Here is a 16,872-nt window from a genome sequence, read left to right on the forward strand (position 1 = left end):
AAAAATAGTAAAACTTTATTTAGTAACGATTTGCATGGTTGTAGGCGTTAATTGTTTCAGCAACACCTGTTTATCATTTTCTATTTGCTGAATCGCTACATCGTTATAATGCCTAATAGTATATAACGATACATTTTCGTAACATTCTACTTTAAATTTTGCTTTTAAATGCTGTAATAATTTGTCTAGGTTGTTATAAACGTTATCTACGCAAACTGAAAAACTAATTGCCGAGTTTTGAATAACATCAACCTTCATTTTATATAAATGTAATAAGTTGAAAATATCGCTTATGTTCTCTTCAACAATGTAAGAAAAATCTAACGAAGACAACGAAATAAGCACTTCGTTTTTCTTGACAATAAAACATGGAATCTCTGGCGAGATACCTTTTCCTTTACAAACGGTAGTTCCGGGTTGTTCTGGATTTAAAAATGATTTTACACACAACGGAATTTCCTTACGTTGCAAGGGCTGTAATGTTTTTGGATGAATAACAGAAGCGCCATAAAATGCTAATTCAATAGCTTCACGGTAAGAAATGGTATTGAGCAATTGCGCATTTTCAAAATACCTTGGATCGGCATTTAAAACACCATCTACATCTTTCCAAATAGTGACTTTTTGGGCGTTTAAACAATAAGCAAATATGGCTGCGGTGTAATCGCTACCTTCGCGACCAAGTGTTGTTGTAAAATTGTTGGAATCGCTCCCTAAAAACCCTTGAGTTATATTTAATGTATTAACCTTGTATTGCCTTTTAATTTGTTGTTGCGTGTCTTCCCATTTTACATGCGCATTCCTGTAATAACTATCTGTTTTAATACAATCGCGAACATCTAGCCAGTTATTTCTAATACCAATAGTATTTAAATATTCGCTAACAATAGTTGTTGAGACTAGCTCGCCATATCCTACAGTTTGGTCGTAAACAAAGTTATAATCGGGCAATTTATTCCTATCGAAAAACAGAGACAAATCATCGAATAAAGTAGTTACTTTTTTAAATACAGGGTGATGCTCGTTGTCGAACAAATCTAATAAAATAGCATTATGAAATTTTTTCACATCTTGAATAGAGCTTTGCAACTCACTTTTGTTATTAAAGTAATTTGCAACAACTTGTTCCAAAGCATTGGTGGTTTTTCCCATTGCAGAAATCACCATCATTGTATCCTCATAACCTGTGATGTTTAGTACTTTCACCAAATTTCTAACACCGTTGGCATCTTTTACCGAAGCGCCTCCAAATTTAAATACTTGCATTATAGTTTGGATAAATAGTTTTCCATTCCAACTTCATCTAGTTGCACCACGTCCCAATCGCGCATCACATTGGCGCCATTTTTTTCGTAAAAGGTAATCGCTGGTTCATTCCAGTCCAAGACTTCCCAACAAATACGTTTCGCCTTTATTTTCTTTCCATACGTTACAACTTCATCCAACAATGCTTTGCCCAAACCATGTCCGCGAAAACTCTCTCTTACAATTAAATCTTCTAGATGCAAGGCCTTTCCTTTCCACGTTGAAAACCTTGTGTAAACCAAAGCTATTCCAGCTATGTTTTGATTCATTTCGGCAACAAAGCAATGAAATGCTGGTTGTGAACCAAATCCGTAATGCTCTAAATCTGAAACCGTAATTTCAACTGCATTGGGTTCTTTTTCGTAAATAGCCAGTTCTTGGATAAGTTCCAAAACTTGTGGCATATCTTCTTTTTGCGCTGTACGAATAGAAAACGTCATAGTTATTTTTAATCAGTATCAAAGATAACCCAAACTTAAACATTAAATTGTACAATATTAAACGAAAACGTTGTAGTTGACCAAAAAACTTCGATATTTGCAAAACAATCATCTCAAACTCATAATATGTCTATTAAAAAGCAAACGCTTGGTGAATTTATTATAGAAAATCAAGCGTCCTTTAAATACACCTCAGGAGAACTTTCAAGACTTATCAACTCTATTAGATTAGCAGCAAAAGTGGTAAATCACGAAGTAAATAAGGCTGGCTTGGTTGATATTATTGGAGCTGCTGGCGAAACTAATGTTCAAGGAGAAGACCAACAAAAACTGGATGTATATGCCAACGAAAAGTTTATACATACCTTAACCAATAGAAATATTGTATGTGGAATTGCTAGCGAAGAAGAAGATGATTTTATTGCTATTAATAGTCAAGACGAAAACAACCAAAACAAGTATGTGGTTTTAATTGATCCTTTGGATGGCTCTTCCAATATTGACGTGAACGTTTCGGTTGGAACTATTTTTTCCATATACAGACGCGTAACCCCGCTTGGAACACCAGTTACTATTGACGATTTTCTTCAACAAGGAAATCAGCAAGTAGCGGCGGGCTATGTTGTTTATGGCACCTCAACTATGTTGGTTTACACTACAGGTCATGGCGTAAATGGGTTTACGTTAAATCCTGCTATTGGTACATTTTATTTGTCTCACCCCGACATGCAGTTTCCAGAAGACGGAAAAATCTATTCAGTAAACGAAGGAAACTATATTCATTTTCCACAAGGTGTGAAAGACTATATTAAATATTGCCAAATGGAAGAAGGAGACAGACCCTATACATCGCGTTATATTGGATCGTTAGTGTCCGATTTTCATAGAAATATGATTAAAGGCGGTATTTATATGTACCCTAAACATTCTAAAAACTCTAATGGTAAATTACGCTTGCTTTACGAATGCAACCCCATGGCATTTTTAGCCGAACAAGCAAACGGAAAAGCTAGTAATGGTTATACTAGAATTATGGATGTAGAACCTACCGAGCTACACCAACGTGTGCCATTTTTCTGCGGCAGCAAAAATATGGTGGAAAAAGTAGAAGAATTTATTAAGAAATCTGAATAAAAAAGGCGAACCATCTGGTTCGCCTTTTTTATGTAATATTTTAAAACAATTACTATTTATTCATTGTTTTTATTTCTTCCATAAAGACATCAAGATCAACACCTTGGTGTACTAAACTAAGGGCTTTATCGGTAATATATTTAGCATTATCAGATCTAAACCCTAAACCAATACTTAACTTTTCTAGTAATTTAACTTGACCTTCTGTTTCTATTTGATCTGCCCAAACCATACGAGCCAAATCATATAAACGCTCTAAACGTACATCGTATGATGTTGGTGGGTTAATTGGGTGTGTATTGTAATCTTTTAAAATTTGCTTATAATCATTCTGGCTAATACCTAAATTTCTAGCCAAACGATCTAAAAACTTGCGTTCTTCAACAGTAATAACGCCATCGCTCATTGCAACTCTAACAATAGCAGCAAAGTGATCTTCGTTACGTTTTTTAAACCCACTATCGAATAAATCTGAAATTGACATATCTTCTTGTTTTTAAAAGTCGTGCAAATATAGCATTTATTACTAGTAAATAAACACAAAGTACCTAACAAAAATTCTATATTTGCACAAAATATTTTGCTTTGAGTAAATCTACCCTCTCGCAAACCTTTGCACAGACTTTGCAAACGCAAAATCTGCAAACTGCTATTGCCCAATCCCAAACGAGAACACACTTAAAAGGTCTTGTAGGCTCGTCGCTATCTTTTGTACTTTCAGAATCGTTTAAAAACACAGATAAGCCATTCTTACTTGTATTTAATGACAAAGAAGAAGCCGCTTTTTATTTAAACGATTTAGAATTGCTTCTTAACGACAAGGATGTCTTATTTTATCCTGGAAGTTACCGCAGGCCTTATCAAATTGAAGAAACCGATAACGCTAACGTGCTTCTTCGCGCCGAAGTTTTAAATCGTATTAACTCCAGAAAAAAACCGGCTATTATTGTAACCTATCCAGACGCTTTATTTGAGCAAGTGGTTACTAGACGTGAGCTGGAACGCAATACCTTAAAAATTTCAGTTAACGATAATCTATCTATTGATTTTGTAAACGAAGTCTTGTTCGATTATAAGTTTAAACGTGTAGATTTTGTAACCGAACCTGGAGAGTTTTCGGTACGTGGTGGTATTGTAGATGTATTTTCGTTTTCGCACGACGAACCGTATCGTATTGAGTTTTTTGGGGATGAAGTCGATAGTATTCGCACCTTTGATGTTGAAACACAACTCTCTACAGACCAAGTTAAGAAAATTAGTATTATTCCTAATGTGGCCAATAAGCTTATGGAAGAAAGCCGCCAGAGCTTTCTAAAATATTTGGCACAAAAAACGGTGGTGTTTTTAAACCATTCGGAGCTATTATTTTCTAGGGTTGATAGTTTATTTCAAAAAGCAGAAGACACTTTCGAAACCCTTTCAAAAGACATTAAACACGCACAACCCGAAGAATTATTCTGCAATTCAACTATGTTGAAAAAGCAGTTATTAGACTTTACTTTAGTTGAATTTGGGCAACAAGCACTTTTTAATCCAGAAGATGTTATTACGTTTAACACCTCGCCACAACCAGCTTTCAACAAGCAATTTAATTTACTTATTGAAAACCTCAACCTGCATCATAATAGAGGTTACACCAATTATATTGCTTGTGTAAGTGAGCAACAAGCCAAACGATTTCATGATATTTTTGACGATGTTGAAGAAAACGTTCATTATCAAACTGTGGTGTTATCTTTATATCAAGGATTTATAGATCATGAAAACAAAATAACCTGTTACACCGATCATCAAATTTTTGAACGTTATCATAAATTTCACCTTAAAAATGGCTACGCTAAAAAACAAGCCATTACACTTAAGGAGTTAACTAACTTAGATATTGGTGATTACGTTACTCATATCGATCATGGTATTGGGCGTTTTGGTGGACTTCAAAAAATAGATGTAGAAGGCAAGAAACAAGAAGCCATAAAACTTATTTACGGCGAACGGGACATTTTATATTTAAGTATCCACTCGCTACATAAAATCACCAAATTTAACGGCAAAGATGGCAAACCGCCTAAAGTATATAAATTAGGTAGCAAAGCATGGAAAACCTTAAAGCAAAAAACAAAGAAAAAGGTTAAAGAAATTGCCTTTAACTTGATTAAACTTTATGCCAAACGTAAACTAGAAAAGGGGTATCAATACAATCCAGACAGTTATATGCAACACGAGTTGGAAGCCTCTTTTTTATACGAAGACACGCCAGACCAAAGCTCTGCTACTGCCGATATAAAAGCTGATATGGAAAGCGAACGCCCCATGGACAGATTGGTTTGTGGCGATGTAGGATTTGGTAAAACCGAAGTCGCTATTCGCGCAGCTTTTAAAGCGGTTGACAATGGTAAACAAGTTGCTGTTTTAGTCCCTACTACTATTTTGGCTTACCAACATTATCGTACATTTAAACAACGTTTAAAAGATTTTCCTGTAACGGTAGATTATGTAAACCGCTTTAGAACCGCCAAAGAAAAACGTATTACCTTAGAAAATCTTGAAAGTGGTGCTGTAGATATTATTATTGGAACCCATCAATTGGCTAACAAAACTGTCAAGTTTAAAGATTTAGGCTTATTAATTGTAGATGAAGAGCAAAAATTTGGTGTTTCGGTAAAAGAAAAGCTACGTACTTTAAAAGAAAATATCGATGTCTTAACACTAACCGCAACCCCTATTCCGCGTACATTACAGTTTAGTTTAATGGCTGCTCGAGATTTATCAACAATCTCAACGCCACCACCAAATCGTTATCCTATAGAAAGTCATGTTATTAGATTTAGTGAAGAAACCATTCGCGATGCTGTAAGCTATGAAATACAACGTGGCGGACAAATTTTCTTTATTCATAATAGAATTGAAAATATTAAAGAAGTTGCTGGACTCTTACAACGTTTAGCCCCAGACGCCAAAATTGCTATTGGCCATGGGCAAATGGATGGAAAAAAACTAGAAAAATTAATGCTAGGATTCATGAATGGTGAATTCGACATCTTAGTTAGTACAACTATTGTAGAAAGCGGTCTTGATGTGCCTAATGCTAACACCATATTTATTAACAACGCCAACAACTTTGGATTAAGCGATTTACACCAAATGCGTGGTCGTGTTGGGCGTAGTAACAAAAAGGCATTTTGTTATTTTATTACGCCTGAATATTCTGCCATGACAGAAGATGCAAGAAAACGTATTACAGCTTTAGCACAATTTACAGAGCTTGGCAGTGGGTTTAATATAGCGATGAAAGATTTAGAAATTCGTGGTGCTGGCGATTTATTGGGAGGCGAACAAAGCGGATTTATTAATGATATTGGTTTCGATACGTATCAAAAAATCCTTAACGAAGCCATAGAAGAATTAAAAGAAAAAGAATTTAAAGAGCTTTACAAAGACGATAATAAACCTAAGCAATATGTTAAAGACGTTACCATAGATACCGACTTCGAAATTTTATTCCCAGACGACTATGTTAACAATATTACTGAACGCTTAAATTTATACACCAAACTAAACGAGCTTAAAACCGAAAAGGATTTAAAAAGCTTTGAAAAAGATATTGTTGATCGCTTTGGCGAACTTCCAAACCAAGTTATCGATTTATTTAATAGCGTTCGCATAAAATGGTTAGCTGAAAAAATAGGCTTAGAAAAAGTCGTTATGAAAAAAGGCAAGCTTATTGGGTATTTTATAACTAATCAACAAAGTGAATTTTACCAAAGCAACGCCTTTACCAAAGTGCTAAAGTTTGTTCAAACACATCCGCAAAGTTGTAAAATGAAAGAAAAACAAACACGTAATGGATTACGATTATTACTTACTTTTGATAAAATTACATCGGTAAACAAAGCAATGGAAGCTTTAAAACCAATTGTGGCTTAATAATTGTTAACCAAAAGAAAACTTAATGATGATAAAGAAACTAGTTGTTTTAGTCGTTTTTATATGCAATCTCTCATGGGCACAAAAAACCTTAAATGGAACTTTTATGCCTCCTGAAGAATTCACTCATGTCTTTTTGTATCAATCCACGCCAAGAGGTGCTAATTATGTTAACCGAAGCGAAGTTTCATCGGAAGGTAAATTTAGTATTACCATCGATTCTACTTACAAAAAAGGGATTTACAAACTTGTTTATGCGCTTCCACCAGAAGACAATAACTTTGATATTCTTTACAACGGAAAAGACGATATTACCTTACATTTTGACTTAGAAAAAGGCGTTGAATATTCGCAATCTAAAGACAATAAGTTGTGGTCTTCTTATCAAAACAGTATGGAAGCTGCCAACACAACCATTAATCATTTTTACAGCAATGATGGCGAGTCCTCATCAACATTCACAAAAATATTCAACACATTAAAAGATGCCCAATTGGCTTTTGAAAATGCGGCTAAAGACAGCCCTATGGCTTTAGAGTTTATTAAAGCAAATAAGCCATATATACCGACCTCTTACGAAGATTACAACACCTACACAACACATGTAAAAACACATTTTTTAGATTATTTGAACTTTGAAAGTCAACTTTTATTGAGCTCAGATTTTTTAACCAATAAAGTGTTTGCCTTTGTGTTTGGCATGTCTAATACCAATAGCGACTACAAAACACAGATAGATCGTTTGGCTAAAAAAATTACAACTGTTGAAACCAGAACAGCCTATTTAGAAATGCTTTGGCAAGAGTTTGTTAATCAAGATAATGATGCTATAGCCAATTATATTACAGACACCTATTTGTTAGATTTGGCTAACTCTCAAAACAATACAAATTTAGCTACAATGATTACCACATATAAAAGAACCTCAAAAGGTAGTTTAGCCCCTAATTTCGATGTGGTTTTTAATTCAAAAAATACAACGCTTCACGATTTAAATAGTGCTAATAAATATCTTATTGTCTTTTGGAGTAGCACTTGTGGTCATTGCTTAAAAGAATTACCGCAACTAGAAACCTTTGTAAAAGACATTCCTAAAAACGAATTAACCGTTATTGCTTTAGGTATGGAAGATGATGATGAAAATTGGCTAGAAACCATCCCAAAATTCCCTGATTTCAAACATATTTTAGGGCTTCACAAATGGGATAATCCTGTAGCGAAAAGTTATGGTGTTACCTCTACGCCTACTTATTTTTTGTTAGATCAAGACAAAACTATAATTGCTAAACCTTATGATATAAACGCTGTAAAAGACGTTTTAAAACAGTAATTTTTACAGAATTCAAGCAAAACGTTAACAACGTCGTCTATCTTTTTATTAAAAATGAAAAAAAGCATCTTCGAGGTGCTCAATTTCAAAGGTGCTTTTTTGCTTTACAATAGCAATAATATCAAAACGTACCTCGACATCCAACCCATTTTCGGTCACGTATTCATCAACAGCTTTTACGAGGTTTTTAATTTGTTTGGGTTTCACAAAGTCCTGCGGATTGCCAAAATCGACAGTAGAACGGGTTTTTACTTCAACAATAGCTAAGGTGCTCTTTTGTTGCGCAATAATGTCAACTTCGGCTTTATCAAAACGGTAGTTGCGCTCCACGATATCATAGCCTTTTTTTAAAAGAAAATCTACCGCCAACTGTTCACCTTTTTTGCCAAGTTCATTGTGTTGTGCCATAATATTCCTTCATAATTGTTAAGGTTTTTAGAAAAAAATCACGCTCATTTTATCAAAATCTATCTGATAATTTTAAAACTTGATTGACGAAACTCAAAACCGTAGTTGTTTCTTTACTAAACTTGAAAAAGTCAAATATTGGTTTAGGTAATTTTTTATTTAATAAATCTTTATCCTCATTATTCAACTCTCCAAATGACTTCAACCATTTCTCCAAATAATCTAAACCTTCGTAAGTTAAAAATGTAGCATTCCTATCTATAAATCCATTGTTTACATCAAGATATCTTTTATTATTCAAAAACGACTCTCTACTAAAATCATCTCCGTAAAGATCTTCAATAGACTTTTCTAATTGATAAAAATACTTCATTGCTGCCCCATCACTTTCAATATACAACTTAAACAAAATTAAATGTCTCATTAGTTGATTAGCCTCTAAGATTTTCAACGCATCTTTCATAATTATTCAAAAACCACTTTAGATTGCTCCTTACCTACCGTTAATTGTACTGTTTTACCTAAAATCAATGCGCGGTTATCATCTTCGTGTCCCGTTGGCATATTAAACGCAATAGGGAAATCATATTCAGCAAGTACATCAAGAATAAGTTGTTCTATCGAACTTCCCCAAGCTGTAGTATTTTTTCTTAATTTGGTCATATCGCCAACAATTACACCCGCACAATCATCAAAATATCCCGCACGTTTTAGGCTTTGTAACATTCTATCTATATGATATTTGTACTCTCCTATTTCTTCAAAAAACAAGATTTTTCCTTTGGTATCCAAACTAGTGTTAGACCCCAGCATCGTATGCAAAATGGTTAAATTTCCACCTACTATGGGAGCTGAAACCATACCGGTTTTATTGTATTTAGACCCTTCCAAAACATAACGTAACGGTTCTCCAAAAAGCGCTTTTTTAAATGTAGCGATTGTCTGTTCCAAACCAGCTTGATCCTTGGTCATACTTGTACACATCATAGCATGAATGCTTTCAAAGCCCAAAACATTTAATTGATTATGCAAAGCTGTAATATCGCTATAACCAATAACCCATTTAGGGTGTTTTCTAAATTTGGTATAATCCAATTTATCCAATATTCTTACAGTGCCATAACCACCTCTTGCGGCCCAAATAGCACTAATGCTTGGGTCGTCCATAGCGTGTTGTAAATCTTCGCAACGTTCATCGTCGGTTCCAGCAAAATGATCGTCTTGCTTAAAAACGTGTTCCCCAACAACAGTGTGCAACCCCCAACTTTTTAATAACGCAACAGAGCGATTAACTTCATCTTGTCTATGCTTTAAAATCCCCGAGGGCGCCACAATAGCAACAGTATCGCCAACTTTTAAGTATGATGGTTGTATCAATGTTTTTATGTCTTTTTGTATGGCTTCTTGTGCGTTTAATGTTAGATTTCCAAAGCAAGAAAACAACACACAAATGCCAATAATTAGTATGTTTTTAGTCATATAGGTAAATGTACATTTTTTTTCAGAAACGCTCTTAATTTACGTACTTTTGCCTTCATAAATTTAAGGTCTCAAACTACGACCGTCAACATATAAGATTTTTAAAATGAGTCAACCAAAACGATATACTATTACCGCAGCATTACCTTATACCAATGGCCCAATTCATATCGGGCATTTGGCAGGCGTATATGTACCAGCCGATATTTATGCGCGTTACCAACGTTTGCAAGGCAACGATGTGGCGTTTATTTGTGGTAGCGACGAGCACGGTGTTCCTATTACCATAAAAGCTAAAAAAGAAGGCGTGACACCACAAGATATTGTTGATAAATATCACGCGATTATAAAAACGTCGTTTGAGGATTTTGGTATCTCGTTTGATAATTACTCGCGTACCTCTGCGCCAATTCATCACGAAACAGCTCAAGAGTTTTTTAAAACCTTATATGATAAAGGCGAATTTATAGAAGAAATTACCGAGCAACTATACGATGCTGAAGCCAATCAGTTTTTGGCCGACAGATTCGTTATTGGAACGTGTCCAAAATGTGGTTTTGAAGAAGCCTATGGTGATCAATGTGAAAAATGCGGTACCAGCCATAATGCCACCGATTTAATTAACCCTAAATCGGCAATCACAGGAAACACACCGACATTAAAAGAAACCAAACACTGGTTTTTACCATTAGATAAGCACGAAGCCTTTTTAAAAGAATGGATTTTAAAAGGACACAAAAAAGATTGGAAACCTAATGTTTATGGACAAGTAAAATCTTGGATTGATGATGGACTTCGTCCACGTGCCGTTACCCGTGATTTAGATTGGGGCATTCCCGTTCCTGTTGAAGGTGGTGAAGGCAAAGTGCTTTATGTATGGTTCGATGCGCCGATTGGTTACATTTCTGCTACCAAAGAATGGGCAGCTCGCGAAAGTAAAGATTGGCAATCCTATTGGAAAAATGAAGACACCAAACTGGTACACTTTATCGGGAAAGACAATATCGTTTTTCATTGTATTATTTTCCCGAGTATGTTAAAAGCCGAAGGGTCATATATTTTACCTGATAATGTACCTGCCAACGAGTTTTTAAACCTTGAAGGCAACAAACTATCAACCTCGAAAAACTGGGCGGTTTGGCTACCAGAGTATTTAGAAGATTTCCCAGATAAACAAGATGTGTTACGTTACGCCTTAACGGCCAATGCACCAGAAACCAAGGACAATGATTTTACGTGGAAAGACTTTCAGGCAAGAAACAACAACGAGCTCGTGGCTATTTTCGGAAACTTTATAAACCGTGTTGTCGTGTTAACCAACAAATACTACAATGGTATGATTCCTGAAGCATCAGAGTTTACATCTGTAGATGAAGAAACTTTAGCTACTTTAAAAGCCTATCCCGCGGTTATTTCCAGTTCGATTGAGCGTTACCGTTTCCGTGAAGCTAGCCAAGAATTAATGAATTTAGCCCGGTTAGGAAACAAATACTTAGCCGATGAAGAGCCTTGGAAAGTGATTAAAGAAGATGAAGCGCGTACGAAAACTATTATGTACGTGGCTCTCCAAATAGCTTCTGCTTTAGCCACTTTAAGTGAACCCTTTTTACCGTTTACTTCTAAAAAATTAAAACACATTCTTTGTCATTCTGAACTTGATTCAGAATCTTCTTGGAACGATATTTCCACAAAAGAGGAATTACTTTCAGCAGGACATCACATAGGAAAAGCCGAGTTGTTATTCAGTAAAATTGAAGATGCAGCCATTCAAACACAATTGGACAAATTAGAAGCCAGTAAAAAAGCTAATGAAGCTGCTAATAAATCTGTAGAACCACAAAAGGACGAAATCTCTTTTGAAGATTTCACCAAACTAGATATGCGAGTGGGTACCATTTTAGAAGCTGAAAAAATGCCAAAAACAAAAAAATTGTTGGTTCTAAAAGTAGATACAGGATTGGATGTTAGAACTGTGGTTTCAGGAATTGCCGAAAGCTATAAACCAGAAAATATTATTGGCAAAAAAGTTACTGTATTGGTAAATCTAGCACCACGAAAATTACGTGGCGTAGAAAGTCAAGGAATGATTTTAATGACCGAAACAGCTGAGGGCAAATTAGTGTTTGTTAATCCAGATGCTAAGGAAGAAGCTGCAAACGGATTGCAAATAAGTTAAATGAACCAAAAGTTACATTGGAATACCGTTTATAATACCAAAAACGATGTTGAATTGGGTTGGTATGAAAAACAACCTCAGCAAACATTAGCATTGGTAGAAAGGTGTAACTTACCTAAAACCGCATCTATTCTAAATGTAGGTGCGGGAACCACAACGCTTATCGATTACCTTTTAGAGCAAGGCTATCAAAACCTTATTGCTAACGACTTAAGTAACATAGCCTTACAACACCTTAAAGAGCGTGTTAAAAAGTCATACAATCACGATTTAACTACTATTTGTGACGATTTAACACAGCCAAAAAAACTTAAAGATATCCAAGAAATCGATTTATGGATAGATCGTGCTGTGTTGCATTTTTTCTTATCAGAAAAAGCTATTAGTAACTATTTTAACCTCATTAAACATACTGTAAAAATTAATGGATTTGTAATTATAGCGGTTTTTGCCCTTAATGGTGCTGAAAAATGTAGTGGTTTACCCTTAAAACGCTACAATACCAAAATGCTACAATACCAATTAGGTACTTCATTTAAATTAGTTACAGATTTTAATTACACATACATTAATCCTTTTGGTGGCGAAAGACCTTATACTTATACACTATTCCAAAGAATAGGTTAACCTCATTGCAAATCAAGCAACGTTAAAATCGCGTTAAAAACAATACCTAAAACATCTTTGGAAAAGATTTTGAACGTAATTCAAACAAATAATAAACTTATGATAAAAGCACTAACCTTAACACTAACAGCACTAGTTTTTAGTTTAGTAACAAGCTGTAACGACACTAAAAAAGATCCTGAAAAAGAAGAAGTAACTAAAGCAGAAAGCATTACGGAAACATCTCAAGAAAACTCAAATACCATTGCGTTTACCGATACCAAATGGCAACTTGTTAGCTTAAATGGTACAGATATCGCCAACAGCAAAGCCTTTATCTCTTTTGCCACACAAGACAATCGTGTTTTTGGTAACGCTGGATGCAATAATTTTACTGGAACTTACAAACTAAAAGAAGACACCTTTTTTAAGTTATCACCTTTGGCTATAACCAAAAAAATGTGTGCCGATATGTCTATTGAAAAGTCCTTTTTAAACGCTCTAGAAACAGCTGACAATTATGTGCTTAACGACAATAAATTAATTATACGAAAGGCTAAAACAGCGCCTTTGGCTGTTTTTATTGCGGTTGAATAAACCATTTCATATCCATTTTAAGAAACCTCGTAAAATTATTTTTACGAGGTTTTTTTATTACTTTCCCTCCCTAAAATAATGACTATGATTTCATATATCGCCCAACATACCCAACTTCCTGAAAATGCGATTAAAAACACCGTAACTTTATTAAACGAAGATTGTACCATTCCGTTTATTTCGCGTTACCGAAAAGAACGCACAGGCAATTTAGATGAAGTTCAGATTGGCGACATTGTAAAATTTAAAGAACAGTTTGAAGCTCTTGAAAAGCGAAAAAACACCATTTTAAAAACACTAACCGAACAAGAAGTTTTAACTTCAGAATTAAAAGAAAAAATAGCACAAACTAAAGACTTAACCACTTTAGAAGACCTTTATCTACCCTACAAAAAAACCCGAAAAACTAAAGCCGACAAAGCCCGAGAGCAAGGTTTGGAGCCTTTGGCAAAAATTATAATGGCTCAAAATGCCAACGATATCGAATCTATTGCTTACAAATATGTAAAAAACAACATTAATTCTATTGAATCTGCTCTAGAAGGTGCCAGACATATTATTGCCGAATGGCTTAACGAACGTACCGATTTTAGAAACAACATTCGTTACCAACTAGAACGTTTCGCTACTATTTCTACCAAAGTTATTAAAACAAAAAAAGAAGACGAATCGGCACAAAAATTCCGTGATTATTTTGATTGGAGCGAAGCCTTAAACCGCATTCCCTCACATCGGTTATTGGCCATTTTACGCGCCGAAAATGAAGGCTTTATCCGTGTAAAAATTGAGATTGATGATGAACGTGCCATCCACAAGATGGAACAACGCACTATACGTTCGCAAAACGATTGTGCTGCACAAATTCAACTGGCCATAAAAGATGCTTACAAGCGATTGCTCTTACCATCACTTTCCAACGAGGCGCTTCAAAATGCTAAATCTAAAGCCGATGATGCAGCCATTACTGTGTTTGCCAAAAACCTCAAACAATTATTATTAGGGTCGCCTTTAGGTGAAAAACGTGTTTTAGCCATCGATCCAGGTTTTAGGACTGGTTGTAAAATAGTGTGTTTAGATGAACAAGGTAATTTAAAACACAACGAAACCATTTATCCGCATCCGCCAAAAAACGACAGCAAAGCTGCCATAAAAAAGATTAGCACCTTGGCAGAAGCTTATAAAATTGAAGCCATTGCTATTGGCAACGGTACGGCTTCGCGAGAAACGGAAGCTTTAATTCGTCGTATTCGGTTTAAAAATGAGATACAAGTCTTTGTGGTCAGTGAAGCTGGTGCGAGCGTCTATTCAGCATCAAAAATTGCTCGAGACGAATTCCCCAATTACGATGTTACCGTTCGTGGCGCAGTGTCTATAGGCAGGCGTTTACAAGACCCATTGGCAGAGTTAGTGAAAATTGATCCTAAAAGTATTGGTGTTGGCCAATACCAACACGATGTAGATCAAACCAAGTTAAAAAACGAACTAGATCGCGTGGTAGAAAGTTGTGTAAATGCCGTTGGTGTAAACCTTAATACCGCGAGTAAAAGTCTGTTAAGCTATGTATCTGGTATTGGAGAAAAACTGGCCAAAAACATTGTTAATCACCGTGAAGACCACGGTGCTTTCTCTAGTAGAAAAGACCTTTTAAACGTTACCCGTTTAGGACAAAAAGCCTTTGAACAAGGTGCTGCGTTTTTACGTATTAAAGCCGCTAAAAACCCTTTGGACGACTCGGCGGTGCATCCAGAAAGCTATGGTATTGTTAAACAAATGGCTTCCGATTTAAATATTACAATAAATGAATTGATAGGAAATTCAGCAGCCATTAAAAAAATTCAACTTAAACAGTATGTCACAGAATTTGTTGGATTGCCAACCTTAGAAGACATTATAAAAGAGCTTGAAAAACCGGGATTAGACATTCGAGAAAAAGCTAAAGTCTTTACTTTCAATCAAAACTTAAAGACTATTGATGATGTTCAAGAAGGACAACTACTTCCAGGGATTGTAAACAATGTAACCAACTTTGGAGCTTTTGTAGATATTGGTATTAAAGAAAGTGGCTTGATTCATATTTCTAATTTATCAGATGGTTTTGTAAGCGATGTAAACGCGCATATTAGCTTACACCAACAGGTTATAGTTAAGGTTTTGAGTGTTGATAAGTCGCGAAAACGCATTCAATTAAAACTTCATAAGTGAATAATTTAAATTTATTCTATCCCTATTATTGACTAACTTTACGTAAAACAAAAAAGATTATGTTATCAAAAAAAATAGAAAAAGCCTTAAACGATCAAATTAGAGTTGAAGCCGAGTCGTCTCAAATTTATTTGGCTATGGCTTGTTGGGCAGAAGTGAAAGGACTAGAAGGTGTTGCAGGTTTTATGTATTCGCAGTCTGATGAAGAACGCGAGCATATGCTTAAATTGGTAAAATTTGTAAATGAACGTGGCGGACACGCTCATATTTCTGAACTTAAAGCGCCAAACGTAACCTTTAAGTCATTTAAAGAAATGTTTGAAACTTTGTTTGAACATGAAGTGTTTGTGTCTGAAAGTATTAACAACTTAGTGCATATTTCGTTAGAAGAAAAAGATTATGCCACACACAATTTCCTACAATGGTATGTTGCCGAACAGATTGAAGAAGAAGCTATGGCGCGAACCATTCTAGACAAAATAAATATGATAGGTAACGACAAAGGTGGTTTATATTTGTTTGATCGCGATATTGAGCAAATTACGGTTAGTACTGCTGCATCGGATACGACAGAGTAAATATTAAGAACTAAACTTATGAAAATTAAATTAATCTATATTTTTATTATAACCCTTATTTCTTTCAGTTGTTCATCAGACGATGACTCTGCTGATAACGAAATTCTTAGAACTAATAATCAGGTGAGTTTTGAAGGTGAAAATTACCCATTAAGTACAGTTTTGATTTTTGATGAAAATATTGAAACAGACGAACCAAGCGATATAGGTTTTAATTTGTATAATAAAACAACAAATGAAATTAATTCTGCATTGAATGGAGAAACTGACCTGACAAATATCGTCCACTTTTATTTCGATTTTACTGAAGTAGATTTACAGGAAACTACTTATACCGATATTCTTGATTATTCTTTTTCAATTAACGGAACATTATCTGACGGTAATTATGATGATGGGACAGAGATTTTGTCCGACAACGATCCTAATTCAGAGCTTTATGCTTCAAATTCGGTAGTTACAATTAATAATCTTACTGAAACAACTGTTGATTTATCGTTTTCCTTTACTAGAAATGATGGACAAGTAATTTCAGGAAGCTACAATGGAGCCTACGATATTCCAACTCCTTAGTTTTTTATTTAGATTTAATTAAAATAAACTATATTTGCCTTTGTTTTACAGTATTAACACATGGGCAAGAAAAAGAAAGATAAGAAAAAACAAAAAAAGGCTTTAAAAACCTTACATAAA

Annotated in this window: 15 protein-coding genes; 9 read left to right on the forward strand and 6 right to left on the reverse strand. The window is 34.9% G+C overall.

Annotated elements, in window-relative coordinates; translation table 11 throughout:
- Nucleotides 1–15: 15 nt before the first annotated feature.
- Nucleotides 16–1,266: an aspartate kinase gene (locus tag R3L15_RS12155; RefSeq protein WP_338731979.1), complete on the reverse strand. Its 1,251-nt coding sequence runs from the start codon at nucleotides 1,264–1,266 to the stop codon at nucleotides 16–18.
- On the reverse strand, nucleotides 1,266–1,745 hold the full coding sequence (locus tag R3L15_RS12160) for a GNAT family N-acetyltransferase (protein ID WP_338731980.1): 480 nt from the start codon (nucleotides 1,743–1,745) through the stop codon (nucleotides 1,266–1,268). The genes R3L15_RS12155 and R3L15_RS12160 overlap by 1 nt, the downstream gene beginning before the upstream one ends.
- Before the next feature lie 126 nt (nucleotides 1,746–1,871).
- On the opposite strand from R3L15_RS12160, the gene fbp reads away from it, so the two are divergent.
- Nucleotides 1,872–2,879, forward strand: a complete 1,008-nt coding sequence (gene fbp / locus R3L15_RS12165; RefSeq protein WP_338731981.1) for a class 1 fructose-bisphosphatase — start codon at nucleotides 1,872–1,874, stop codon at nucleotides 2,877–2,879.
- A gap of 52 nt (nucleotides 2,880–2,931) precedes the next feature.
- On the opposite strand, the gene R3L15_RS12170 is transcribed toward fbp, so the two are convergent.
- Entirely contained in the window at nucleotides 2,932–3,363 is a 432-nt protein-coding gene (locus R3L15_RS12170) for a TerB family tellurite resistance protein (protein ID WP_338731982.1), read from the reverse strand.
- Between the two features lie 101 nt (nucleotides 3,364–3,464).
- Here R3L15_RS12170 and mfd point away from each other — a divergent pair, with 101 nt between their 5' ends.
- Complete coding sequence (mfd, locus tag R3L15_RS12175) at nucleotides 3,465–6,803, forward strand: transcription-repair coupling factor (RefSeq protein ID WP_338731983.1); 3,339 nt, start codon at nucleotides 3,465–3,467, stop codon at nucleotides 6,801–6,803.
- Nucleotides 6,804–6,828: 25 nt separating this feature from the next.
- Nucleotides 6,829–8,133: a TlpA disulfide reductase family protein gene (locus R3L15_RS12180; RefSeq protein ID WP_338731984.1), complete on the forward strand. Its 1,305-nt coding sequence runs from the start codon at nucleotides 6,829–6,831 to the stop codon at nucleotides 8,131–8,133.
- A 48-nt stretch (nucleotides 8,134–8,181) separates the two neighbouring features.
- Here R3L15_RS12180 and R3L15_RS12185 read toward each other — a convergent pair whose 3' ends face one another.
- The 3 genes from R3L15_RS12185 to R3L15_RS12195 are packed head-to-tail and all read right to left on the reverse strand — an operon-like array spanning nucleotide 8,182 to nucleotide 10,020.
- Complete coding sequence (locus R3L15_RS12185; protein ID WP_338731985.1) at nucleotides 8,182–8,541, reverse strand: YraN family protein; 360 nt, start codon at nucleotides 8,539–8,541, stop codon at nucleotides 8,182–8,184.
- Nucleotides 8,542–8,593: 52 nt separating this feature from the next.
- The gene (locus R3L15_RS12190; RefSeq protein ID WP_338731986.1) at nucleotides 8,594–9,004 is read right to left on the reverse strand and encodes a hypothetical protein; all 411 of its coding nucleotides are present in this window, start codon (nucleotides 9,002–9,004) and stop codon (nucleotides 8,594–8,596) included.
- A gap of 2 nt (nucleotides 9,005–9,006) precedes the next feature.
- On the reverse strand, nucleotides 9,007–10,020 hold the full coding sequence (locus R3L15_RS12195) for an LD-carboxypeptidase (RefSeq protein WP_338731987.1): 1,014 nt from the start codon (nucleotides 10,018–10,020) through the stop codon (nucleotides 9,007–9,009).
- 106 nt (nucleotides 10,021–10,126) lie between these two features.
- Between R3L15_RS12195 and metG the strand changes: the two genes are divergently transcribed.
- The 6 genes from metG to R3L15_RS12225 all read left to right on the forward strand — a co-directional run bounded on the left by metG (nucleotide 10,127) and on the right by R3L15_RS12225 (nucleotide 16,752).
- On the forward strand, nucleotides 10,127–12,196 hold the full coding sequence (gene metG / locus R3L15_RS12200; RefSeq protein WP_338731988.1) for a methionine--tRNA ligase: 2,070 nt from the start codon (nucleotides 10,127–10,129) through the stop codon (nucleotides 12,194–12,196).
- Nucleotides 12,197–12,823: a class I SAM-dependent methyltransferase gene (locus R3L15_RS12205; RefSeq protein ID WP_338731989.1), complete on the forward strand. Its 627-nt coding sequence runs from the start codon at nucleotides 12,197–12,199 to the stop codon at nucleotides 12,821–12,823. It abuts the gene before it with no gap.
- Between the two features lie 99 nt (nucleotides 12,824–12,922).
- Nucleotides 12,923–13,399 (forward strand): META domain-containing protein, encoded by a 477-nt coding sequence (locus tag R3L15_RS12210; protein ID WP_338731991.1) that lies wholly within the window; start codon nucleotides 12,923–12,925, stop codon nucleotides 13,397–13,399.
- Nucleotides 13,400–13,483: 84 nt separating this feature from the next.
- Nucleotides 13,484–15,601 carry a Tex family protein gene (locus tag R3L15_RS12215; RefSeq protein ID WP_338731992.1) on the forward strand — a complete coding sequence of 706 codons (2,118 nt, stop codon included), beginning with the start codon at nucleotides 13,484–13,486 and terminating at the stop codon, nucleotides 15,599–15,601.
- Between the two features lie 59 nt (nucleotides 15,602–15,660).
- A complete protein-coding gene (locus R3L15_RS12220) occupies nucleotides 15,661–16,179 on the forward strand; it encodes a ferritin (RefSeq protein ID WP_338731994.1) in 519 nt (172 codons plus the stop codon).
- An 18-nt stretch (nucleotides 16,180–16,197) separates the two neighbouring features.
- Entirely contained in the window at nucleotides 16,198–16,752 is a 555-nt protein-coding gene (locus R3L15_RS12225; protein ID WP_338731996.1) for a hypothetical protein, read from the forward strand.
- Nucleotides 16,753–16,872 lie beyond the last annotated feature (120 nt).

It is taken from the genome of Mangrovimonas cancribranchiae (assembly GCF_037126245.1).
Lineage (GTDB): Bacteria > Bacteroidota > Bacteroidia > Flavobacteriales > Flavobacteriaceae > Mangrovimonas > Mangrovimonas cancribranchiae.